The sequence below is a fragment of the Colwellia sp. MB02u-10 genome (assembly GCF_014077185.1).
Taxonomy (GTDB): domain Bacteria; phylum Pseudomonadota; class Gammaproteobacteria; order Enterobacterales; family Alteromonadaceae; genus Cognaticolwellia.
Genome location: NZ_JACGVK010000132.1, coordinates 1 through 23,172, shown reverse-complemented (window position 1 = coordinate 23,172; position 23,172 = coordinate 1). Strand labels below are relative to the sequence as shown.

Below are 23,172 nucleotides of genomic sequence, written 5' to 3'. Positions count from 1 at the left end.
CGATTCCGCTAATAAGGGTTTGAGCTTGGTTGTTTATTGTGCAAATATGACAGGGTAAGAATGGTCTAGGTATGATAAAAATAATAGAATTAAAAAGGAGTTTGTTTTGAATTATTCAATTAAAAATATAATAAAGCCTATATCAATCATAGGATTATTTTCAATATTATCAGCATGTGGAGGTGGTGACTACACCTATATTGGTACGCCAGAACCTGAAACACCAGAGCCGATTACACCGCCATTTGTCGTTACACCTGTACCCTCATTTGATGGCGATGGCGTATTATCAGCAAATATTCGTTGGACAGATTATGGTGTACCGCACATTACCGCCGACAATTTAGAAAGCATGTCGTATGGTGTGGGTTATGCTTTTGCTAAAGATAATATCTGTATGCTTGCCGATCAAATCCTAAAATATAACTCACAACGGGCAAAGTATTACGGTCCTGATATCGTGCCTAGTTCAGGTGACTCAGCGCATTTAATTAATGACTTTGGTTTTTTAACCTTAGGAATTAGAGCGCATGCAGCACAAAATATAAAGTCACTTTCAAGCAATAGCCAAGCTTTATTGTCAGGCTATGCACAAGGTTATAATAAATACTTAGCCGATACGGGTGTTGCTAATATTGATGGCTCATGTGCCAACATGCCTTGGGTACAGCCGATTAGTGATATTGATATGCTGACTTACACACTAGGTATTGCTTTGTTACCAGGAGCCGCAAACTTTCTTGGCCCGATGTTTTTAGCCGCTCCTCCAGGAGAAAGTTTCGCACCTTACCCACAAAGCGCTGATGTTAATCACTATAAAGTTAATTCAACTCCGGTTGTTACACTCCCTAAAAAGAACCCAAGTGATTTGGGTTCAAACGGTTGGGGCTTAGGTAAGGATAAAACTGAAAACGGTAAAGGCATGGTGTTAGCGAATCCACACTTTCCACATACGGGAAATTTACGCTTTTGGCAATTCCATATCACTATTCCTGAGCATTTGAATGTCATGGGGAGTTCACTCACTGGCATGCCAGGGGTAGTAAACATTGGGTTTAATGAAAATGTGGCTTGGACCCATACTTTTTCATCAGCTGAGCACTTTGTGGTTTATCAGTTGACATTGAATCCAAACGATCCAGCACAAATGTCGCAAGTGATTGACGGAGCAAACCGTTTAATCACAGGTAAAGAAATCGCCATTGATGTTGCTGTGGGGCCAGGTCAGACGATTAAACTCGCGAAAATGACTTACTCAACCCATCATGGCCCTATGGTTGTTGTACCGGGAAATTTTGCATGGGGCCCTGGTGGCAGTGCCTTTGCAATAAAAGATGCTAACCTGGGTAATGTTGATATTATCGACCATTGGTTAGCGATGAATTTAGCGGGTAATATCGCTGAATTTAAACAAGCCTTTGTTGATTATGATGGGGTGATTTTTAACAATACTATGTCAGCAGATAGTGATGGCAATGTTTTCTATATTGATGACTCAACGGTGCCAAATTTAAGCGCTACAGCCATTAATGAAATGACCACAAATCCATTGCTTGTTGGTGCTAAGCAAGCTGCGGGCTTTACTGTTTTACCGGGATTTTTATCCGCATTTGATTTTGACCGCGCTGTACCCTATGAAAACGCACCTCAATACTCTGGCACCGACTCTGTCCAAAATTCAAATGATAGCTATTGGCTTACCAATATTAATGCGCCTATAACAGGTATTTCACCTTTATATGGTGCGGTAGATAATCAGCAGTCTCTACGTTCTCGTCTGGCACAGAAATTATTGGTAGATAGTGCCGGCAGCGATGGTTTATTTAATCCGGCAGAGGTCGAGCAAGCCTTATTGAGTAATCGCAGCTATTTGGCTGAAAATATACTGACTGATCTTTTAAGTATTTGCCAAGCACAAGGCAGTACAGTAGTTAGCCTTGAAACACAGGACGTTGATATCAGTGACGGTTGTGCGGCATTAGCGCTTTGGGATGGTACTTTTAATAGCAATAGTAGTGCGGCACATTTATTTCGAGAGTTTGCCTTTTTATTTGATAAAAAACCACAGTGGCAACAAAGTTTTTCTAAAGATAATGTGTTGACCACACCTAGTGGCTTAATGAATAATGCCACAACATTGGAACAGTTTGCCCAAGCTCAGCTTAATGTTGAATCAGCGGGGTTAGCATTAGATGCTACATTAGGTTCAGTGCAGTTTGTTGAGCGTAGTTTAGCCGATGGTAGTGCCTCAGGTATCAAAATACCTTGGGCAGGCTCTCACAATATAGAAGGTGGCTTTAATGTCTTTGATACGCGCACAGGTAATGACGGTTCATTGTTGCCTCGCCATGTTTACCCAGCACAAAATAGCGATTCTATACTAAGTGCTGAAGGTGGTGGTTATCATATTAATTATGGTAGCAGCTGGATGACAGTAGTGAACTTTACCGATGATGGCCCAGTTGCTAGAGGTTTGCTGAGTTATTCTCAATCTCATGAATATGGCAGCGACCACAGCATAGACCAAACCTTGCTCTATTCACAACAACCGCAACTTAGACCTTTGCGCTTTACCCAAGCGGATATTGAAGCTAATAAAGTCTTTGAAATGACGATTAGTTCTGCTCCAGAGTAAACATTTAGTGCGTTGTAAACAAAAAAGCCAGCAGTAACCTTAAAGGTTATGCTGGCTTTTTATTAGCGGTAATAGGATTAATTATCAAAGTTAGTTGGTGATTGAAGCAAGCTCTAAGGTCACTTGATCTAAGCCTAAATCTGATATTCTACGATTAATTTCAGATTGTTTGCTACTAATTAACGATATACCTTCAACAATCATATCGTAGGCTTTCCACTCTTGCGACTTTGTGTCTTTGCGCATTTGAAAGGTAATATTTATATCTGGCTTGCCGGTGTCGATAATTTTAACATCTACAGAAGCTGATTTCACATTCGCCCTTAGTTGACTTTCTGGTTCAAATAACACTTTCTGATTACTGTATTGCGTTAAAGCGCTAGCATAAGTGCGAACCAAATAAGCGCGCATGGCAGCAATAAATTTTACTCTTTGCTCTGATGTTGTTTGTCGCAAATGTTTACCTAAAATTTTAAACGCAGCATATTGATAATCAATAGATGGCATTAATTCTTCTTCAACAATATCTCGCATCAGATCTGGAAATTTTTTCAAAGCATCTTGATTGTTCGCAATTTTAGTAAATAGGTTATTACCTGTTACAGCGATGACTTGATAAGGAGAAACTGATGGCGTAGCTTCAACTGCCATACTGTTTTGGACAAAACTAGTGAATAACACCAACAGCATTAAGATCTTTTTCATGATGACCCTGTAAGATATAGTTAATTTTAATTGCAGCCATTATACATACCGACCGTGCGGTATGTAAATGCTTTTTAGGCTTAAGATAGAAGATAAAGTGTTAAGAAATGTTAACTCGGTGAAGCGTTAATTTAGCATTAACGTTTTAATTGGCCCATGTATCGGCAAAGCTCTTTGATGACTTTGTCAAACAGCTCTTTGTTTAATGAGCTTTTACTTAAACTTGAAGAGCCGTGAAAGGTTGAGACAATAAAGTAAGCGACCTGGCTAAAATCAAGGCCTGGTTGTAACTGGCTGCTAACCCGCGATAGGTTAGTGGCAATTAATAAGTTTAACTGTTGTTGCATCGCCAGTATGCGAATACGAAAGCCTTCATCAACGCCTGACATTTCCTGACAGAGATTGTTTAAAGGGCATCCACAGACTAGTTCATCACAACTCATTTTTTTAGACATTGAACTGAAAAAATCAGATAAGCCTTGAATGGGATCTTCAGCCTCTACGGGCGGTTGCCAAAACGCAATAAAAGCGGGGGCATAAACTTCCTCAAATACCGCATAGCCAAGTTCCATTTTATTGGAAAAATGATGATATAACGCCCCTTTAGATATTTCACAGCGTGCTAAAATACAAGATAAGCTAGTAGCGTTGAAACCCTTTCGATGAATTTCATCAGCGCTAACTTCTAATATTTTTTGCCGGGTTTGCTCTGGATCTCTCATGGGCTTACCTTAAAATCTATTACAACATAATAGCCATAGTTTAACCGACCGGCAGGTCGGTTGCAAAGATAAAGTATGAAAACCATGTATTGTAATGGTTGCTAGGTATATTGGTAGAATAAAAGCTAAAGCGTTTGCAGCTGAATTAACTTTCCAATTGGATCGTCCAACGATACTGGCGGCATAGTAAACCATTGTGGGCCATTTTTGGTCAGGTAAATACAGTCTTCAAGTCGCACACCAAATTCACCTTGAATATAAATACCTGGCTCATTAGAAAAGCACATGCCTGGTTTTAAACGTTCAGTTTCGCCATGGACAAAGTTGACACTTTCATGTCCTTCCATGCCGATACCGTGCCCGGTTCTGTGCGACAATCCGGGCAATTTGTAGCCAGGACCAAAACCTTTGCTTTGATAAAACTTACGCACGGCATCGTCAACTAAGCCCGCTTGTGTACCAATTTTTGCTTGTTCAAAAGCAATTTCTTGACCTTGTCTAACTGTTTGCCAAACTTCACGCTGGCGCTTACTTGCTTCACCAAAAACAAAAGTACGACTGATATCAGATTGATAACCATGAACATTGCAGCCGCAATCCATTAATACCACCGAACCTTCAGTTAGTATTTGCTTTTGTTTAGTGCCATGCGGGTAAGCACTGGCTTGATTAAATAGCGCCATATTCCATGCACCTTTGCCGCCTAATTGCCCTTGGGCTGTATGCATTAATGATTTTACATCGCTTTGGCTCATGCCTATTTTTAGCTGAGCGAAAACATTAGCGTAGGCAAGTAAAGTCACTTCATTAGCTTTGTGCATTAACTCAAGCTCATGTTGGCTTTTATACATACGACAACCAAGGGTTATAGGCTCGGCACTGACATGCTCCATACTAGAAAGTTGGGCCATAACGCCACTCATCACAAAATAACGCACTGAATTTTCAAAGGCGACTTTGCCTTTATTTAATCCTGAGTCTTTTAATATTTGTTTAATTAAAACGAATGGACTTTCATGCTCTTGCCAAACACGAATGTCATCACCAACCGTTAAACTCTCGCGCACACTTGGCGCTTCAAAAAAAGGACAAACAACAGAAATTTTACCTTCACGTGGGATAATAACCGCTGTTACGCGTTCGCTGCGTCGCCATTGTATACCTGAAAAATAATCCATCGCGGCGCCGGGTTCAAGGATCAAGGCTGATATTTCAAGTTGTTGCATTAATTTTTGTGCTTTGGCTATGCGCTCAAATCGCTCGACTGGATTAATGCCTGTTACCGTACCTGTAATCGATTTAAGTGCTGCCCTTTGGTTTTTATTTTCGCCTTTACTTTGGCTTTTGATATCAGGCTGACTATTTACGGTAGTGGCAAGGGCAGATGACGTCAGGGTTTGCCCGGCAATAGACAGGGTGGCAATGCTTGCACCACTGGCTTTTAAAAAAGTTCTTTTACTGATATTCATGTCTTGTTCCTGTCTATAACCCAGTATAAAAATGCTATCTAGGGTTGAAAGTTATATTAAAGGGTAAAATAATATTGATACTTTACGCTAGCGTTTATTTCCTGAATGAGCAAGCGCTTACTGATAAAAGCCATTGAGCCGTTTTAGTTTAATGTTTGAGGTTATTCAGCCTTGAGGGTAGGTGCAAATAATGATGATTTATTTTGGGGTTAATCTACAAACCGCGAGCGATGGCAAGCGAAGGCTGTACTTTTGTACTCTTTACTCTGGTCCAATTGAGTTAGCTTAAGTTAATGGGGATTGACCGGAATAAGAGGGCATTGATTTGACATCTGCTATTTATCTGTAAGTCGCTTGATACAAACGGCTATTAGGTAATTATGTGGCGCAGGTATAAAACAGGCTCATTTCTGTTATGGTGAGCTAACTAGCTTATTAAGTTTAGATAGTAGCTTTTTATTGTTATAAAATATAACCATTAGCATGAAATATTCATGTGATTTACAGACTAAAAATGACTAAGTACGCTGACATAATTTATGGCAAAACCGAATAAAAAAGGCCCAACAAAAACCATCGATATTTTTTGTGTGGGCTGCAATACCTTGTTATTTAAATACCGAAAGGGCGGCAAAGGAGCTTTAGTCAAAAGTTTTAAAGAAAGGATCAGCCAAGATTATACGGTTGAACCTTGCCTTTGCCCAAAATGCTATAAACCTTTTGCCCGAGATACTTTGATCCGCGGTTTACCTGCTTATAAATTTATTGGTGGCAAAGTTTGGTTTAAATAACTCAGACATCAGGGTAACCACTAACGCGTATTGTGCTGGTTATTATTGCGCGAAAGTGAGGAAGGCAGCGAGTGTTTAGATAAGACTTTGGCGTATTTTAAATACTTGTTAGCACATGATTGATCTCAGGTATTCGAGATTTAGCTCAAGCATTGATGTGTTTAACTATTGTTTAACTATTGTCCAGATAAATTTCAGTTCTATTTCTACCTCGCGATTTCGCTTTATATACCGCATTATCCGCTTGAGTAAATAAATCGATAAATGATATTTGCTCATCACAAATGCTCACGCCAATACTTACGCTTAGCGAACTGTCGCCGACTTTAATTTCAGCGATTAATTTATGTAGTCTACGACAGAGTAATAAGGTATCACTTTGGGTGGTATCAGGTAACATGATCAAAAATTCTTCGCCACCAAAACGAGAGATAAGATCTGTTTTTCGGCCAAAATCTTTTAATAACTGTCCGAGTTTTTTCAGTACTCGGTCACCTTCTAAATGGCCCATGGTGTCATTTATTTTTTTAAAATGATCGACATCTAGCATTAATAAACTTACGGAGTAATGAGATCTTGCTGCTTGCTCCAGCATTAAGCTACTTCGGTATTTCATTTCTCTTCTATTTAATAACTCGGTTAACTCATCAGTTGAGGCCAGTAATTTCAATTTCTCAGCTTGTATCTCAAGTGTTTCTCTGGTTTTTATCAGCTCCTCATAGAGTTTATCTCGTTTAGAAGCATTGAATAAACTCCAAGAAATACCACCATCAGCCCTCAAACTAGCATTCACGGTTATAGGAATACGTCGTCCATCGGCATGAAATATAATGAGCTGCATTTCCTCACACACTTTTTCGTGTAAAAGTGTCGGAATTAAATAACTTTGAAAAAATATTCTTGAGGATAGGGTAAACAGAACATCGACACTTTTACCAATAAGATCATTAGGCTGCCACAATAGTTGCTTGGTAAAGTATGAATTAATATAGGTAATAACTCTTGCGGAATTAGTGACTAAAGCACCACATGGAAAGCTATCAAGAGAGTAATTTACTACCTTGTTATGCTCAATGTTATTTTCCTCCACCTTAATCATTTCGCATATTCTATTATCGAATTCATAATAGCTTCAGGGTGAGTCATGTGTAGACAATGGCCATCAGCGGCTATCACTTTAAGTTTACTGTCAGGCATTTCACGAGCCATGAACTCACCAACAGAGATTGCAGCCAGTGAGTCATTTTCACTTTGTAAAATTAATGATGGCTGTTTAATCGCTTTTAAAAGATAGCGATAATCAGAGTAAAATGTTACTTCAGCAAAATTTCTGGCAATAACCGGGTCGGTAGAACAAAAGCTGCCGGATAGCTCGCCTATAAGATCATCTGAATTAGTTGTGCCCATCACTAATGGCGCTAAATAATTAGCCCAGCCAATATAGTTTTTATCCATAAGGTTTAATAATTCTTTTAGATCTTCTTTGTCAAAACCACCAAAATATTCAGGAGGAAAATTTAAAAAACAGGGCGTAGGGCAAATCATTATTAGCTTAGAGAATAACTCAGGTTTTTGGATGGCAACAATGGCACCAATCATACAACTGACTGAGTGTCCGATGAAAGTAGCGTCAGATAGCGCTAAAATGTCACAAATTTCAATGATATCGTCAGCATATCCTTCAAGTTTACTGTAACGTTTTTTACTGTATTGAGATATGTCAGAAGCACCTGAGCCAACATAATCAAATAATACAATAGTGAAGTGCTTGGACAGTTCTGGCGTTAAAAAGCGCCACATATTTTGATCGCAGCCAAATCCATGGGCAAGAAACAGGGTTTTACTGCCTTGGCCAATTAATTTAACATTATTTCTAATGAGTACATTATTTGTATCTAGCAAGCGTATTTAATCCTTATTCATGAGGTTAACAACAATTAGTGCTGATCGATTTACCTTAGTAAATTTAATTGAATCACTCGAGTTTAGCAAAGTATTTAAAATTAATTCGACATTATACTGAGGTTAATGAGTCAGATAGTAACAAAGGCTATCCTGGTGTATGGCAAGTTGATTGAGAGCACAGCAAGCATGCTGTATTTTATCCCAAATAAGCGAACAATAACTTAATAAAATGCTATAAGTTGTGCTAAATAAGCGAATTTTTAACAAGTTGGATAACAAACGGGATTGTTCAAATGAGCGCTGAAGTGAATCATTAAGTTATCAGTTAGGTAATGCCATCAGTAAATAAGCACACTCAAATTAACCAACCCACTATATTAAATGGCCTAAGTAATTTGAGTGACTTAACGTTAAAGACTATAAATCACAATTTATAAATTTCAGTTATCTTCAGGTAGAACTTTAATCGCCATATAATAGCTAGCTTCTAGTTCATCATTGATACAGTTTAATAAGTAACTGTTCATGTCTGATGTAGTAATTTCATCTTCTACAGCATCATTTTTGCATTCTGCTAAAAGGCTGACGACATATTCTGAAGGGGCTGCCATTAATTCGGTTTCATCTTCTTGGCCAAATGCTGCAGTTGACGTTAATGCTAGTACAGCGAATGCTAAAATTAATTTTTTCATATTGAATCTCGTTGATGTTTCATTACATGTCCCAATAGTCACTTAAAGAATTAAGCTCTCTATCAAGAAATCTTTTTTCATTTAATGAATCTAACCTTTGCCTGATTTGATAATTTTGTTTCGCTGTTTTTCTAATTGCTTTTTTATTGGTTGAGCCAGAGTCAATTTCAAAACTAGCAATACCCGTATCAAAATTTGAATCATCATCAACATCTATATCAGTGTCTGCATATGTATCAATGTTCATTTTTTTACCTTATAAAAAATCATATTTGTGTTTTCAAAGTGATAATGGGCCGATAATTTAAAATTGGAAAGTGAATTATTTTGTGGTTATTAATCAAATTTTTTTATCAAATTAATTTAACAGTTAAAATCTTGATCAGCATGATTGAGAGAAAAATTAGACGTAATAGTTAACAGAAGATATAAGCTTATAAATTGTTATAAAACAATGGATTAATGATTTTTATGTTTTGTTTTTTCTTGTTTAATGAAAGGTGTGTTTAATCATGTTTTGTTTTATTGGCAGTAGGCAGGGGGACTATGCGATGCTAATTATTTTAAGTCTACACTGTTCGTTATCAAGTCGTTATCAAGTTTAACGGACTATTAGCTCTAAAAATAAAGTGGAGGCTAGATAAGCGTAAGCTTTTGGCAAATTAATTTATCAGTCACGGGTTAACCATATATTACGGCCATAACTTTAGCTTAACCTTTGTCTGGTCAACTTCTTTATGGTGATCATTAAGCAGTTGATACGCGAAAATTTCAACGGCAATGAGATTTTTTTAAAGGCTTTAGCCTTAAACTCAGCGTAAATTATTAAAGCTTTTTGGCTAATAACTCGAGTTTTTCTTCTAATTTGATTAGCTTTTCAGTGATGGCGGTATTTTGAGTAATAATTTGAGCATTTTGCATTCTTAGCTCTCTATTTTTAATGTTGGTATCGGCAAAACCAAATATTTTGTTGATAAACATCGCACCCATAGCACCCAGTATACCTACGCCGAGTATAAACATAATAAAAACAGACGCTCGACCAATAAAAGTGATGGGGTAAACGTCACCAAAACCAATCGTGGTTGAAGACATCACCATTAGCCAAATAGCATCGGTATAGCTTTTTATGTTTGAGGCTTCAAGCCCATACTCAGCCAGATAGGTAACATAGCCCAAGGATAAGTTTAAGCTTAAAAATAAGAGGAAAGAGGCAATGCCAATAAAGCCGTAGTTGTAATTTTTTATGCCGAAGTCATCGACACGGTATAAATTAGTTTTCTCCATTGCTTTTTGAACGACTATCATTTTATTCTCTTACATTATCTATGGGCTTTTATGAAACGAGTTAATCGGGGTAAACTTAGCTCGGCTTTAATCAATAAGGCTATTATTGACATAGTTAATTAAATCATCCATTAATTTTTTCTTAATTTCAAGTTGTTGTTCTGATGATAAAGCATATTTTTCAGCCAGTAAGGCATAATCGTCAGCTGACAAGCTTACGGTTAATCTTGGACGTTTAGGGCGCTTATTTATCGGTAGGCCCAGAATATCTCGAATTTGCTCTGACGGGCTGATACCAGCCTCTAACGCTTGCTTTCTAATCGCGAGTTGAATTTTCTCATCCATATCAAAAGCAACTTGCACTGCTTTGACCGCTTTTACGGATGATTGCCATTTGTCGGGAATTCTTCGTGACACAATTAACTCCCAGGATACATATCAACAATATCTGTGGTGGGTTTAAATAAGGTTAAAAATACTTCGGTATCACCGTCTTGCCATACTTCAATATCGACGCCTTTATCTTGATCTTCATCAAATAGCGAATAAAGTTCAAATTGCTCACCACTGTCTTTGCCTTCGTAAGCTGAGAGTTCATCTTTTCGATAATCTTTGCGATGAAAGTAACCTACTTGGGCATAACTGCTTTGTTGATATATTTCGCTGCTCCAGCCTGACGTGGTGCTACTGTCTGCTATGCGCTCTAATTGCGCTTGACCCGGCTCATCGAAAACTTCAGCAAATTGCTCAAGATCAAACAGTGTTTCAACATCTTGATGCAATATTTTCAGGGAAAATTTTAGATAGGTTTTATCATCAACGTCCAACGTTAAATACAACTCTGTATTGTCACCGCCCTGCAAAACCCATTCTGCTTGAGTTTTATTTTCAAATTCATAGCTGTTAACGGCCGTTACTTGAAATTCTTGCGCTCTTAGTGCTGCGGGCAAACCAAAACTGTCTGATAGCACAATGATGTCACCTAGGGTGAGTTCTTTAACATTATTGAGTTTACGTTCTGGCGTTGGTTTCTTAAATATATTTTTAAAAAAGCTCACTATTTGCTCCGAATATCAATGGCTAAAATGGCATTTAATTAAACTAAAAAACCGCTTTGCATCATGGATACAAAGCGGTGGTAGTAATTTTTTAGTTACTTCTTTTTAGCTTTTAAACGCTCTAATACTGAATTTGCGTTGTTGTCACTAGCGCCAATTCCGGCTTCTTTTAGCTTAGCTTCAAGTGAGTTATCTGAGTTTTCTGACTCAAGTACTTCAGCGGCTTTCATGCGATCATCAAATTTCTGTTGCTTAGCTTTAATGCGCTCTAATGAGTCTTTAGCACTTAATAGCTTAGAGTTACTTGATGAGAAGTTATCGGTAATTGCTGAGGTTGCTTTTTGCACGCTTTCTGTGGTTTTCACCATAGACAATTGACGTTTGTATTCAGCTACGTGACGTTCACTCTTTTTTACTAACTCTTTCAAGCGTTCAGCACTACCTTGAAAGCTATCAAGAGATTGTTGCTGCGAGGCGAGTTCATTTTCAAGTGCTGATATCTTTTCAGCAACGGCTAAAGCAAGTTCGTCGTCACCTTTTTCTATGGCTTGAACGGCATAACCTTCATGCTCAGCAACTTCACGCTTAATGCGCTCAACGTCACGGCTAGACGACATTTGTTGTGCCATAACACCGGTTAGGTCACGTTTAGCTTTAGTGAGGTGATTTTCTGCGTCACGAATTTCTTGTTCAAAAATACGGGTTGCATTTGAGTCAATAATGTTTTCACCAACTTCAGTTGCGCCACCGCGAATAGCGGTCATAATTTTTTTAAAAATACTCATCATAATACTCCTAAGGTGGTTGCTTAAATTAAGTAATCACTCATGTCATCAATAATTTCTAGCGCATTATTGCTCAATACCGCTAGTTCGTGTTCGATATCATCAAATGTTGAGCTAATCGCTAGCGCACCAAAAATGACATATTTATCACCAATTTTTGAAAATGAAGATAATGGCATAGGTATGTTCATTTCTAACATACTGACATGCATCTCATTTATCTTGTTTGATTTAACTTCTTCTTCACCCCAGAGGTAGGTGATACAAAGAATTTGATCATCCGTTACCGACACAAAAATAGGTAACTCTTCACGGCCGAATACCGAAATTTGTAATACATCGACTTCACCTGAAATGGGTTGGCAATCAAACACCATCCCAGTATCTGAATCATCAGCCAAGGTATTTAGGTAGTCAGCTATTTTATGAATATTCATGTTATTCCTCATGCTCGAATAAGTAGCGTAAAATCAGTGATACTGTTTTACTTAACGACATAATATGTCGTATTGGGTTAATTTAGCATCATGACATATTATGTCAAGTGCTTATTTCATTTTTCTTATTTTATCTTAGCTTAAGCTATATCAAACGTCTTGGTGTTAAATAAATGATCTATAGTGCAGTTTATCTGTATTCATTGTTCTCATTGTAAATGAGCATTGTTCAAGCCTTGTTGATCTTGCCATGCTTTTTGATGTAATTGATAAATTGCATGACTGCCAAGATAATTAATCGGTACGGTTTCACTATCTTGATAAAAATCTCGAGAAAACTCAAAGGCATTAGTGACCATAGGTAAGGTTAGCCAATGGTGAGCAACAGGCAGTTGAGGCAAGCGTTTTAATCTTGTTAAAGGTGCTGCGCCCATTTTACTGGCAATAGTCCAACCCCATTCGCCGAAACTAGGTACGTTGTCATGATATTGCTGAACCGTTGAATATCCGGCGGCTTCCACCGTTTTACCAATAGCAATAAAGGCGTCTTTGGCATGATAAGGACTGGCCGACTGAATGCCAATTAAGCCATCGCCCGCCAGTAGTTGCTTTAATCTGGCATAAAAATTAACTGAATAAAGTTTATTTAAATCTGGATGGCTAGGGTCGGGTAGGTCAACAATAATCGCGTCAAAGGTTTGATGGCTCTGCAATAGTTTGTCGATAGCGATAAAAGCATCAGCGGCGATAATTTCAACGCGCTCATCACGTAAACTTGCTGCGTTTAAGTCTTCAATGGCATTAGCCAGCCTCAGAGGTAACTTCTCATGTGGATTTTTAAATAATTCAATGAGTTGTGTATCTAAATCCACTAAGGTGACCTTTTTAGGTTGCCAGTGTAAAACATCTCGCAATGCTAGGCCATCACCGCCACCAATAATGAGAATGTTGTCATGGCGTGCTGAGCCTGCTAATACTGGGCTAACAAGATAACTGTGGTAAATAAACTCATCTGAGGATGAAAACTGTAAGCGGCCATTTAAATAAAAGTTAATAATGTTGCCTTCTTCAGGGCCCATATTTCTTTTGGTAAAAGTCAGTTGTTGAAAACGCGTTTTGTCACTATAAACAACTTTGTCGAGATAAAGTAAGTTACTCATTTGATTTAGCCAGCCATTACCAAATTGGTAAATTGCCATGATCATCACTAATAAAATGCCATGCGCCGTTATTAAGGTTTTTCGCCAGGTCAACTTTTGCCAATAATATAAGATAAATACAATGCCAGCGGTTAGATTTAACGCGGCAGTTAATGCACTCGCTTTGCTGATGTCTATAGATAAAAGAAATATTACCCAAATGGCAGCGCCAATACCGGCGCCAATATAATCAGCGCCGTAAATGGTGCCAAGATTATTTTTAAGATGCTTTTGATGTATTTCTTCGCGAATGCGTGCAATAAGGGGGATTTCCATACCAATAAAAAAGCCCAGAATTAGACCGAAAAAATAGGGACTATTAAAGGCAATAAAGCTCAGTTGTTTAAATAAACCACCTCGCGGGTAGGCGTCAGGAGGCAAGTTAAACATCGAGCCTAATATGTCAGGAAAAGTTTGTGTGATGGCGATCAGTCCGCCAATAATGAGTATTGAGGTACTACCCAGAAAAGCAATCATTAGCTCTAACCATACAAAGCCATTAAAGGCGCATTGAATTTTTCGCGCCGCAAAAGCACCTAAACCCATAGCGACAATCATCAGGCCAATCATGGCGTAAATAGTACTTTCCATAATACCCAGTACGCGGCCAGCGTAATGTGATAATAGATATTCGTATATCAGGCCACAACCCGCTAGAACAGCCATTGTTAAAATCAGGAGCACATCATCCCATAGCCGATTTCTATTGCTTGTCATGGTTATTCCTAGCTTGAGTTAAATGAGTGTTTAATAAAACGGGGGGAATAACCAAGCGTAATAGTTTACGCTTGGTTATTTTAATAGCAAAATATTGATAAAACTATGACATTAACGCCGTTAAAATAAGCGCAATTGAAATGCTAATCGCCATCTCAACACTGGCGACACCAATATTGTGTTGATGGTCTACTTCTTCAACTAAGTTGATACCCATCAGCACTAGGCGTTTAGCAATAGAAGTAAGAATAGCGACTAATATGGTCATAATCATACCAAAGATAAACCAGCCAACTATATTAGCTAATAAGGTCTCTGGGCTATAAGTTAAAAAGTGGCTGGCAGCTGTTACCGCTAGGGCCGTGCTAATAACTTGACCCGCATAACGAATGGCGAGAGCAACTTGACCTTCAGCAAAGGCATTTTGCATGCAGCTATTTTGATTGTTTTTAGCATATTGGCGTTCTTTAATACGGGTAACTAACACTAACATGGCTTGTGAGACTATAAAGCCAGCGATAATAGCGATAAAGGTGTTGATATCTAAACCGTAAACCCACAGTAATACCGCGCGAATAATAATGGCGGTGGCAATAGCACCTGAAGCATCGACAATACCAACTGATATATTATGGGCTTTAATTTGCGCATTTTTATCTATTTGGTTTAAAGCAAAACGGTCATGAAAAACCCGGCCTACTTTAATTAAGATCAAACCTAAAATGCCATAGCTTGCCATGCCGACAATTTCCATTAAATAACTTTCGGCATTTTCACCGGTAATGGCACCCGTTAGTACAATACCCAAGGCGGCAACACTACCCGCAACACTAACACCAAAAGCAAAGTTATCTTCTTTGGCAAGTTCGTCGGTAGAGTTAACTTTTGCGGATAAACCACTAATAAAGCGCATGGCGCAAAGTAATATAATGGCAATCGTTATATCGATAGCTAAGAAAATTAATAACTCTATATTTAAACCAGTTATTTCAATAAATGTATTCATACTTATCCCTACTTTCCACGTCTAAAGCTTCGTGACGTTGTACTCTTACTGTTTCTAAAGCTAGCATTTTTTCCACTTGTGCTTGATCTTGCATAAGCGCTTTTATTGGCTGTTTTGCTAGCAAATCGATTGGCACTGGTTTGTGCGCTTTTACTCTGGCTAGAAATACTTGACGCGCCAGTTCTATTTTTGCTGTAAGTACTGGTGTATTTTTGGCCGCGGCTTTGAAATGATTTTTTGGTGCGAGCATCTAAATCAGTTTGTTTACTTAGTTGATTTGGCGAGCTGTAGCGTTTGCGGCCATAATCATTGTAATAACTATAATTTCGGTTACGGCCCCAATCATTATAACTCGTCCGGCGAGAGCCAAATACATCACCCATCATTGAGTACATACCGTACCAAGCCCAAAACGACATGCCATTTGAGCCAGTAGTCCAGTTACCGTAAGACGGATTGCCAATAAGCTGCTCACCTGTGCCAAAATCTTGTGCTTTATTGGCTGCTAAGCTTTGTTCTTTTGACATCGCATTAACGCGCGGTAAAGTGCCATCAGACATATCAGCCAAGACATTAAGCGGATCGCTTAAGGCATCAGAATATAGAACGGGATCGGCTGCTTGATACAGGTTTAATAACTCATCATAAATCGCTTGAGAACTCTCAAACATTTGTGGTTGTTTTTTTACTGTATTTAGTCGGTCAACTAAGGCAACAAACATCGGGCCTTTTGTGCCAGTATCTTTTAAAAACTCGTCAATTAAGGGTTTATAATTTGGTTTACTTTGTAGTAATCTCTCCCCGTATTGGGTAATTAAATTAGCATTACGAACTTGCCCGTTAGCAAGTGCTTGAGCAAGTAATTCAATACGTTGTTCAGTGAGTGGAATTTGTTGAGTGATTTGCCCTTTTATTGGATCTCCACAAGCGGAGAGCAATAACGTTAGCAAGAGTATCATTGATTTTAGCGGCTGCATTCCTGCCATAGTGTCCTCAAAAATGCTATGGTTATCATTCATTAGTATCACTTCTGACATATTATGTCTATTTTTTTAAGTATATTAGTGAAATTAATTTGTTACTGATTGTTATTAATTATTACTTACCTTACTCATTTTCATTTTCATTTTAGCTTTTATCGAGGATAACGTGTCTAATTCATCGTCTTTGTCATTTCCGCCATTACTTGCCAGCCAACAAGCTGATAGTTGGCTAGAGTTTTCTCAACAATATCCGAATGTTACCGATACTTTATCACCAGAGCGTTTAGCGCTATTTAAAAGGGCATTAGGGCTAAGTGACTTTATTTTGCGTAGTGCCATACAAGCCCCCGAGTTACTGGTTGAGCTTTTTAATAGCGAGCAGTTATTGTCGAGTGAAACACCGCAATATAGCGTAATGCTCGCTGACAGTATTGATAAATGCTCCACAGAAGAACAACTGCAAAAGTGCCTGCGATTGTTTCGTTTAAAGCAAATGGTACATATTGCTGTTGGTGATTTCTTGTTGGATATAACGCTTGATGAATCGTTAAAACGACTGTCTTCATTAGCTGATAGTTTGATTATTGCGGCTAATGCTTGGTTAACAAAGTTTTGTGAAAGCAAGTGGGGTGTACCGGTCAACAGTGCCAATGAAACCCAAAATTTACTGGTATATGGCATGGGTAAATTAGGCGGACAAGAGCTTAACTTTTCTTCTGATATTGATTTGATTTTTGTCTACCCTGAAGCGGGAGCAACGCAAGGGCTTAGGCGAAGTATCGATAATCAGTTATTTTTTACTCGTTTAGGGCAAAAATTAATTACCGCGTTAAATCAACATACTGCTGACGGTTTTGTTTATCGTGTTGATATGCGCTTACGCCCTTTTGGTGAAAGTGGGCCATTAGTTTTATCGTTTAATGCCATGGAAGATTATTATCAAGATCAAGGGCGTGATTGGGAGCGTTATGCGATGTTAAAGGCGCGGTTGGTCGGAGAAGGCAAGTATCATGACCAATTGTCTAACATGTTGCGACCTTTTGTTTATCGACGCTACATTGATTTTAGCGTTATCGACAGTTTGCGACGCATGAAAGCTATGATTGCCCAAGAGGTTAGGCGCAAGCAACTCAATAATAATATCAAGCTGGGTGCGGGTGGTATTCGCGAAGTTGAATTTATTGTGCAAGTTTTTCAAATGATCCGAGGTGGCCGTGTTAGTGATTTACAGCATCGTAACTTACTCACAGTACTACCTTTATTGGTAGCACACGATGTACTTACACAACCCAGTGCAGAGGTGCTAACGGCTAGTTATCGATTTTTGCGTCGGGTTGAAAATGTTATTCAAGCGTTAAATGATCAACAAACTCAAACCTTACCTGACAATGAATTAGACCAGCAGCGCTTAGTCAGCATTCTTGCCGACGAAAAGTGTACAAACTGGCCAACTTTTCTGGCACAGCTTGCTACTCATATGCAGGGCGTTCATCAACAATTTAGTGAACTTATTGGTGAGGAAAGTCCAAACCGTCAGGCAGTTGATCAATATTGGACCACACTTTGGGACAGTGAATGGAGCGATGAGGAGGCGATTGCTTGGATTGATCAGTCTCCGCAATTGCTAGAGACAAAAGCTGGTGTTGAGTTTTCTCACAGTGAAACTATATGGCAAGCGCTGAGGGATTTTCGCGCTGAAATGATCAAACGTAGCATGGGCAGCCGTGGCCGCCAAGTGCTAGATAAATTGATCCCAACCCTGCTGTGGCACCTTGCTGATTTAAGACTAACCGATCAGACATTAGCACGAGTATTAGGGGTGCTAAAAACGGTAGCAACACGTACCGCCTATCTGGAATTATTATTTGAGAATGAAGGGGCATTAAAGCAATTAATTCATTTGTGTCGCAACAGTAGTTGGGTGGCAGAGCACATTGCTAAATTCCCCATATTACTTGATGAACTCATTGATCCTAAATTATTTTATCAGCCACCACTGTTATCTTCTTATGTCGCGGAACTACGTGAAACTATGTTACGGGTACCTGAAGACGATCAAGAAGCGCAAATGATCACCTTACGTGAGTTTAAACAAGCTAAACAATTACGTATCGCCGCTGCGGATATTAGTGATATTTTACCGATTACCAAAGTCAGTGATCATTTAACTGCATTGGCAGAAGCCCTAGTCGAAGAAGTAGCAAACTTAGCGTGGCAACAAATGGCACTGCGTTTTGGTGTGCCAACCAGTAAATTAGACGGCCAAGACAAAGGTTTTGCTGTTATTGGTTATGGAAAGTTAGGCGGGATTGAACTCGGTTATAGCTCTGATTTAGATTTAGTGTTTGTCCATGATGCTGACTTGGCAGAAATGACCTCAGGAGAAAAATCAATATCTGCTGGGCAATTTTACTTAAAGCTTGCTCAACGTATGATGCACTTATTCAATACTCGTATGGCAAACGGTATTTTATATGAACTCGACATGCGATTAAGGCCTTCGGGTAATGCTGGTCTTTTAATGGTGCACATTGATACCTTTGCCCATTACCAGTCCAGTGACGCTTGGACCTGGGAGCATCAAGCGTTAGTCCGTACCAGAGTAATTTATGGTCACGCCAGATTAGCCGACAGGTTTAAAGAAATTAAACGCAATGTTTTAATGAGAACTCGTGATAAAAAAGTGCTACGTGAAGACGTGATAAAAATGCGTAATAGAATGCGCCAACACTTGGATAAGTCATCAAAGACTGAAGTCGATATTAAGCAGGGGCTAGGTGGTTTAGTCGATATTGAGTTTCTTGTACAGTATTTGGTTTTGGCACACAGTGCTGAGCATCCTAACTTGAGCGATTATTCAGACAATATTAATCTACTGGAATATTTAGCGAACATAGGCGTTATAGCAAAACAACAACAGCAGGCATTAGTGGATAATTACTGCAAGTTACGTGACATTAGCCACCATGCAACCCTGCAAAACAGCGCAGCCATGATCCCGGCTACTGAATTTAGCGCTGAGTATAGTCAAGTTATGGTACTGGTTGAACAGTTGTTGCAGTAGCTAATAGCCGGTAAAATCAGCTTTGTGATATTAGTGACGCCTGTTCGGTAACAGCAGGCATTCTTTCTCCAAGTAACCCGTGCCATGCTCGATGACAACAATAGTACGTTGCTGATAACAAAAGTAAATTGAAAGGCCACTTTCAAAATGGCCTTGAATAGCTTTGCCGACTTGATAGGCGGTAGTGACAATATCTTTATTAATTCTAAAGGCGTTTTTAACGACAAAGTCACGATTAAGCCACCAAATTACTTGTAGATTATTATCTCCCGCATACTCTGATAATTTACCAAATAAGGTTTCGCCAAGACGAAATGGATGGTTATCAGTTTCGCCGATCCAATTTTTTGGTAAGGGTCGAGTGATTAAAGCTCGTGCGGTTAATATTTTCTCTAAATCACCTTTTGGCTCTGGTAAATAGACAATGTTATTACGAATTTGCGGGCCATCTCCAGTCATGTCACCACGTATGCTAGCATAATAGTTAGAAAGCCCGTCAGCAGCGGCATTGGTACTTTTTTCAGCATCAAGGGTTTCTTCTTGCGCTGAGGATTCAGCTTGCTCTGCCTGATAAGTGTCAACCTTTGTGGCAACCACTTTATCGGCTGGCTCTTGGCTGTCGGAAAATAAGGGCTCTGTGTTGAGCAATAATGCTGTTGCTAAGCCAATTAGGATCAAACCTAAAATAGTACTTCCTAACCAAAATTTCATAAATCACTTAAAATTAAATTCATATTTTCCTGATACAATAGCTAATTTTAGCTATTTATACAATGACGGATCATCTTCACTCTGGCGAGTTTTAAAGCGGCGGTGCAACCACATATATTGTTAAGGCTTCACCATGATTTCTTTTTCTAACTCTTGATTTATTCTTAACACGCCTGCTGTGTCATCACCGGTTGGGAAACTCTCCAGCATAGGCTTTATCTCTAAGGTGTAGCCACTGCCATCATCATTACGAGTAGGAATTAACATATGTGTTTGGCAATTTTTTTGCCGAGAAAATATTAATGTACCCGTGGTTGAGGCGGCTTCTGGTACCGAGAAAAAGGGCACAAAAACACTGCGATTACGACCATAATCTTGATCAGGCAAGTAATACCAACCTCACTAATTATCTGATCATTTTTACTGGTTAAAATAACCCACTACTGCGTTATTCATTTAATAATTAGCACAACTAGTTATTAAAATAAATGCCTTATATTTGGCCATTTTTCCTGCGTATAAAGTAGACCACCTAATTAATGAAACTGTTATAAACACAGGCTTCGCCCTCTTTTAGTGCTCGAAGTAAGCCTTTAACATCACGCTTGCTGAGCATATATTTATTTGAGCGGCCACGAAACTGAAAATATTCCATTAAGTCATTGCTATGAGGTCGATAAAATACCACCATAGGATGTCCGTAACCTATGCCTCGGCAATTAATTTTGGCACTAAGGTAATGAATGGCTAGTAATAATATACCTTTACCTTGCTTTTGTGCTGCTTCAATATGCTCAAGGCCAATAATTTTTGTGTGACGTTTTACCCGCCGATTTGGCCACCACCAACCCATACCGGTTTCCAACAAGGCAATACCGGTATTTTCAAAATTGCGTTTGAGCATAATTTGGCGTTCGGCATCTGACATCTTAGGAAAACAAAGCTCTAAATTTCGTGAGGCAACTTTTTTGCGGCTTGAGCCTATTTTGTATAGTAAGCGGCCAATAATTTTGCCAAGAAAAAGCTGAAATCGATAAGGTAACCAAGAAATAGTGTAAAGAATAAATACCCCAATCCAAGTTGGCCAATATTTAGGTAACAGGAAAGATATTTTAAAACTGGGTTGTAAAACTTTGTTTTACTCACAGGATGATTTCAACTCATTGAATTGCTTGTGTTACAATATCGTTTATTATGTCTGTTATAGGATACAGGATGAAAGTAGATATTCCCGCTTTTGAAAAAGCACGTGTTTTAGTCGTTGGTGATATCATGTTAGATCGCTATTGGTCTGGTCCAACACAACGTATTTCACCCGAGGCACCTGTGCCGATTGTTAAAATACTTCAAGACGAAGATCGCCCAGGAGGCGCAGCTAACGTCGCTTTGAATATTGCGTCACTAAATGGTCAGGTTACTTTACTGGGTATTACTGGTAAAGATGAAGCATCGACAACATTGCAAACTCAGCTGTCAGCAATGAATATAAATTGTCAATTTATTCAATCGCAAGCTCACCCAACGATCACCAAATTGCGTATTCTAAGTCGTAATCAACAATTATTGCGCTTAGACTTTGAAGAATCATTTGCTGAACTTGATAAACAGCCGCTGATTGAGCAAACCCAAGCCTTAATTGCTCAGCATGATCTTTTGCTGTTGTCAGATTATAACAAAGGCACCTTGTCAGAAGTTCAAGCCCTGATCAAAGTGGCGAAAGCACAAAACATTCCTGTGTTAGTTGACCCAAAAGGCACTGATTTTTCACGCTATCGCGGTGCTACGTTAATTACGCCTAATCTCGCAGAGTTTGAAGCGGTAGTTGGACACTGTAAAAGCGAGGCAGACATCGTTAGTAAAGGCCAAGCATTACTTAAATCATTAGATTTAACGGCCATGCTAGTCACTCGAAGTGAGCAAGGCATGACCTTGTTACGCCATGATCAAGAAGAATTTCATTTACCCACGCAAGCGAAAGAAGTTTATGACGTAACTGGCGCGGGAGATACCGTTATTGCAACACTTGCCCTCGCGATAGCCGCCAAAGCTGAATTTACCCAAGCCAGTGCTTTAGCCAATATTGCGGCGGGCATTGTTGTGGGTAAACTAGGTACGTCGACCGTAAGCGAAGCGGAATTAAGTGCAGAATTATCATCGGGTCAAGAAAGTGGTTTTGGTGTGATGTCTGAAGAACAGTTAAAAATTGCCGTTGAATTAGCGCAAGCACGTGGTGAAAGTATTGTGATGACCAATGGTTGTTTTGATATTCTGCATGCTGGTCATGTTTCTTATTTGACCACGGCAAACACGCTAGGTAGCCGCCTAATTGTTGCGGTAAATGATGACGCTTCTGTGACGCGACTAAAAGGCCCAGGTCGCCCCGTTAATCCGGTGGATCGCCGAATGGCGGTACTAGCAGGTCTAGGCGCTGTTGATTGGGTAGTAGCCTTTAGTGAAGATACCCCGCAACGCTTAATTGCCAATATATTACCCAACACCTTAGTTAAAGGTGGCGATTATAAAGTAGCAGATATTGCTGGAGGCAAGGAAGTTATTGCGGCGGGTGGTGAAGTGAAAGTACTTAATTTTGAAGATGGTATTTCGACAACTAAAATTATTAACGCGATAAAACAAGAGAATTAGTCAGGTAAATTTCTTCTGGCATCGTCGTTCTTTCATATTGATATCGATAAATGTACCAATGCCATGCAGCCATGTATGGCTAAGAAAGGCTAAGTGACCACGAGATTGCTGACATAGATGCAAGTACTTAGGTTATGCCTGGAACTGATAATCTGTGCTTATACGGCAGTGAGTACTTAGTTTTTGTTGGAACAAAAAACTGACTGTTTGTCCTAAATATAAAAAAGCAGCATTAATGCTAATGCCGATCATTTAAGCTAAAACAGATCGGTTGAACGATCATCTAGACCCTGTATAAAGGCTTCTAAGTTTACTTAGAAGCCTTTATTTTTATGCAAGTATCACAAGCCCTAGACATTATTA

General features: G+C 39.0%; 21 protein-coding genes and 1 pseudogene. 4 read left to right on the top strand and 18 right to left on the bottom strand.

The annotated features are described in order from the left end of the window. Window positions 1-106: 106 nt before the first annotated feature. Complete coding sequence (locus H4J59_RS13605; RefSeq protein ID WP_182240212.1) at window positions 107-2,635, top strand: acylase; 2,529 nt, start codon at window positions 107-109, stop codon at window positions 2,633-2,635. A 90-nt stretch (window positions 2,636-2,725) separates the two neighbouring features. Here H4J59_RS13605 and H4J59_RS13600 read toward each other — a convergent pair whose 3' ends face one another. The 3 genes from H4J59_RS13600 to H4J59_RS13590 form a co-directional block, all read right to left on the bottom strand. Next, window positions 2,726-3,340: a phospholipid-binding protein MlaC gene (locus H4J59_RS13600; RefSeq protein ID WP_182240210.1), complete on the bottom strand. Its 615-nt coding sequence runs from the start codon at window positions 3,338-3,340 to the stop codon at window positions 2,726-2,728. Window positions 3,341-3,477: 137 nt separating this feature from the next. Continuing rightward, complete coding sequence (locus tag H4J59_RS13595; protein WP_182240208.1) at window positions 3,478-4,062, bottom strand: TetR/AcrR family transcriptional regulator; 585 nt, start codon at window positions 4,060-4,062, stop codon at window positions 3,478-3,480. 125 nt (window positions 4,063-4,187) lie between these two features. Then, on the bottom strand, window positions 4,188-5,531 hold the full coding sequence (locus H4J59_RS13590) for a Xaa-Pro peptidase family protein (protein WP_182240206.1): 1,344 nt from the start codon (window positions 5,529-5,531) through the stop codon (window positions 4,188-4,190). Between the two features lie 539 nt (window positions 5,532-6,070). Here H4J59_RS13590 and H4J59_RS13585 point away from each other — a divergent pair. Next, a complete protein-coding gene (locus tag H4J59_RS13585; protein ID WP_182138344.1) occupies window positions 6,071-6,322 on the top strand; it encodes a hypothetical protein in 252 nt (83 codons plus the stop codon). Window positions 6,323-6,494: 172 nt separating this feature from the next. Here the strand turns inward: H4J59_RS13585 and H4J59_RS13580 are convergent, their stop codons facing one another. From H4J59_RS13580 to H4J59_RS13525, 12 genes are all read right to left on the bottom strand, one after another. Beyond that, the gene (locus H4J59_RS13580) at window positions 6,495-7,421 is read right to left on the bottom strand and encodes a diguanylate cyclase (RefSeq protein WP_182240204.1); all 927 of its coding nucleotides are present in this window, start codon (window positions 7,419-7,421) and stop codon (window positions 6,495-6,497) included. After that, window positions 7,418-8,224, bottom strand: coding sequence for an alpha/beta fold hydrolase (locus H4J59_RS13575; RefSeq protein WP_182240202.1), 807 nt, complete (start codon window positions 8,222-8,224; stop codon window positions 7,418-7,420). The genes H4J59_RS13580 and H4J59_RS13575 overlap by 4 nt, the downstream gene beginning before the upstream one ends. A gap of 443 nt (window positions 8,225-8,667) precedes the next feature. Continuing rightward, on the bottom strand, window positions 8,668-8,919 hold the full coding sequence (locus H4J59_RS13570; RefSeq protein WP_182240200.1) for a hypothetical protein: 252 nt from the start codon (window positions 8,917-8,919) through the stop codon (window positions 8,668-8,670). A 22-nt stretch (window positions 8,920-8,941) separates the two neighbouring features. Then, window positions 8,942-9,166 carry a hypothetical protein gene (locus H4J59_RS13565; protein ID WP_182138348.1) on the bottom strand — a complete coding sequence of 75 codons (225 nt, stop codon included), beginning with the start codon at window positions 9,164-9,166 and terminating at the stop codon, window positions 8,942-8,944. Window positions 9,167-9,744: 578 nt separating this feature from the next. Continuing rightward, window positions 9,745-10,227, bottom strand: a complete 483-nt coding sequence (locus H4J59_RS13560) for a potassium channel family protein (RefSeq protein ID WP_259369534.1) — start codon at window positions 10,225-10,227, stop codon at window positions 9,745-9,747. Window positions 10,228-10,293: 66 nt separating this feature from the next. Beyond that, window positions 10,294-10,623 carry a hypothetical protein gene (locus tag H4J59_RS13555; protein WP_182240198.1) on the bottom strand — a complete coding sequence of 110 codons (330 nt, stop codon included), beginning with the start codon at window positions 10,621-10,623 and terminating at the stop codon, window positions 10,294-10,296. Window positions 10,624-10,625: 2 nt separating this feature from the next. After that, entirely contained in the window at window positions 10,626-11,264 is a 639-nt protein-coding gene (locus tag H4J59_RS13550; RefSeq protein ID WP_182240196.1) for a hypothetical protein, read from the bottom strand. Window positions 11,265-11,359: 95 nt separating this feature from the next. Further along, window positions 11,360-12,049 carry a PspA/IM30 family protein gene (locus H4J59_RS13545; protein ID WP_182240644.1) on the bottom strand — a complete coding sequence of 230 codons (690 nt, stop codon included), beginning with the start codon at window positions 12,047-12,049 and terminating at the stop codon, window positions 11,360-11,362. A 23-nt stretch (window positions 12,050-12,072) separates the two neighbouring features. Then, on the bottom strand, window positions 12,073-12,486 hold the full coding sequence (locus H4J59_RS13540; protein ID WP_182240194.1) for a YjfI family protein: 414 nt from the start codon (window positions 12,484-12,486) through the stop codon (window positions 12,073-12,075). Window positions 12,487-12,695: 209 nt separating this feature from the next. Beyond that, window positions 12,696-14,402: a polyamine aminopropyltransferase gene (locus H4J59_RS13535; RefSeq protein ID WP_182240192.1), complete on the bottom strand. Its 1,707-nt coding sequence runs from the start codon at window positions 14,400-14,402 to the stop codon at window positions 12,696-12,698. A gap of 103 nt (window positions 14,403-14,505) precedes the next feature. Further along, the gene (locus H4J59_RS13530; RefSeq protein WP_182190788.1) at window positions 14,506-15,408 is read right to left on the bottom strand and encodes a DUF350 domain-containing protein; all 903 of its coding nucleotides are present in this window, start codon (window positions 15,406-15,408) and stop codon (window positions 14,506-14,508) included. Window positions 15,409-15,416: 8 nt separating this feature from the next. After that, window positions 15,417-16,427: a hypothetical protein gene (locus H4J59_RS13525; protein ID WP_310733194.1), complete on the bottom strand. Its 1,011-nt coding sequence runs from the start codon at window positions 16,425-16,427 to the stop codon at window positions 15,417-15,419. A gap of 130 nt (window positions 16,428-16,557) precedes the next feature. On the opposite strand from H4J59_RS13525, the gene glnE reads away from it, so the two are divergent. Further along, window positions 16,558-19,455, top strand: a complete 2,898-nt coding sequence (gene glnE / locus H4J59_RS13520; protein ID WP_182240190.1) for a bifunctional [glutamate--ammonia ligase]-adenylyl-L-tyrosine phosphorylase/[glutamate--ammonia-ligase] adenylyltransferase — start codon at window positions 16,558-16,560, stop codon at window positions 19,453-19,455. A 30-nt stretch (window positions 19,456-19,485) separates the two neighbouring features. Here the strand turns inward: glnE and H4J59_RS13515 are convergent, their stop codons facing one another. From H4J59_RS13515 to H4J59_RS13505, 3 genes and pseudogenes are all read right to left on the bottom strand, one after another. Then, the gene (locus H4J59_RS13515) at window positions 19,486-20,166 is read right to left on the bottom strand and encodes a TcpQ domain-containing protein (protein WP_182240188.1); all 681 of its coding nucleotides are present in this window, start codon (window positions 20,164-20,166) and stop codon (window positions 19,486-19,488) included. 51 nt (window positions 20,167-20,217) lie between these two features. Further along, window positions 20,218-20,559: pseudogene (locus tag H4J59_RS13510) on the bottom strand (lipid A biosynthesis lauroyl acyltransferase); the annotation flags it as partial. A gap of 139 nt (window positions 20,560-20,698) precedes the next feature. Beyond that, window positions 20,699-21,277 carry a hypothetical protein gene (locus H4J59_RS13505; RefSeq protein WP_182240640.1) on the bottom strand — a complete coding sequence of 193 codons (579 nt, stop codon included), beginning with the start codon at window positions 21,275-21,277 and terminating at the stop codon, window positions 20,699-20,701. 104 nt (window positions 21,278-21,381) lie between these two features. Between H4J59_RS13505 and hldE the strand changes: the two genes are divergently transcribed. Next, entirely contained in the window at window positions 21,382-22,809 is a 1,428-nt protein-coding gene (hldE, locus tag H4J59_RS13500) for a bifunctional D-glycero-beta-D-manno-heptose-7-phosphate kinase/D-glycero-beta-D-manno-heptose 1-phosphate adenylyltransferase HldE (protein WP_182240186.1), read from the top strand. The last annotated feature ends 363 nt before the right edge of the window (window positions 22,810-23,172 follow it).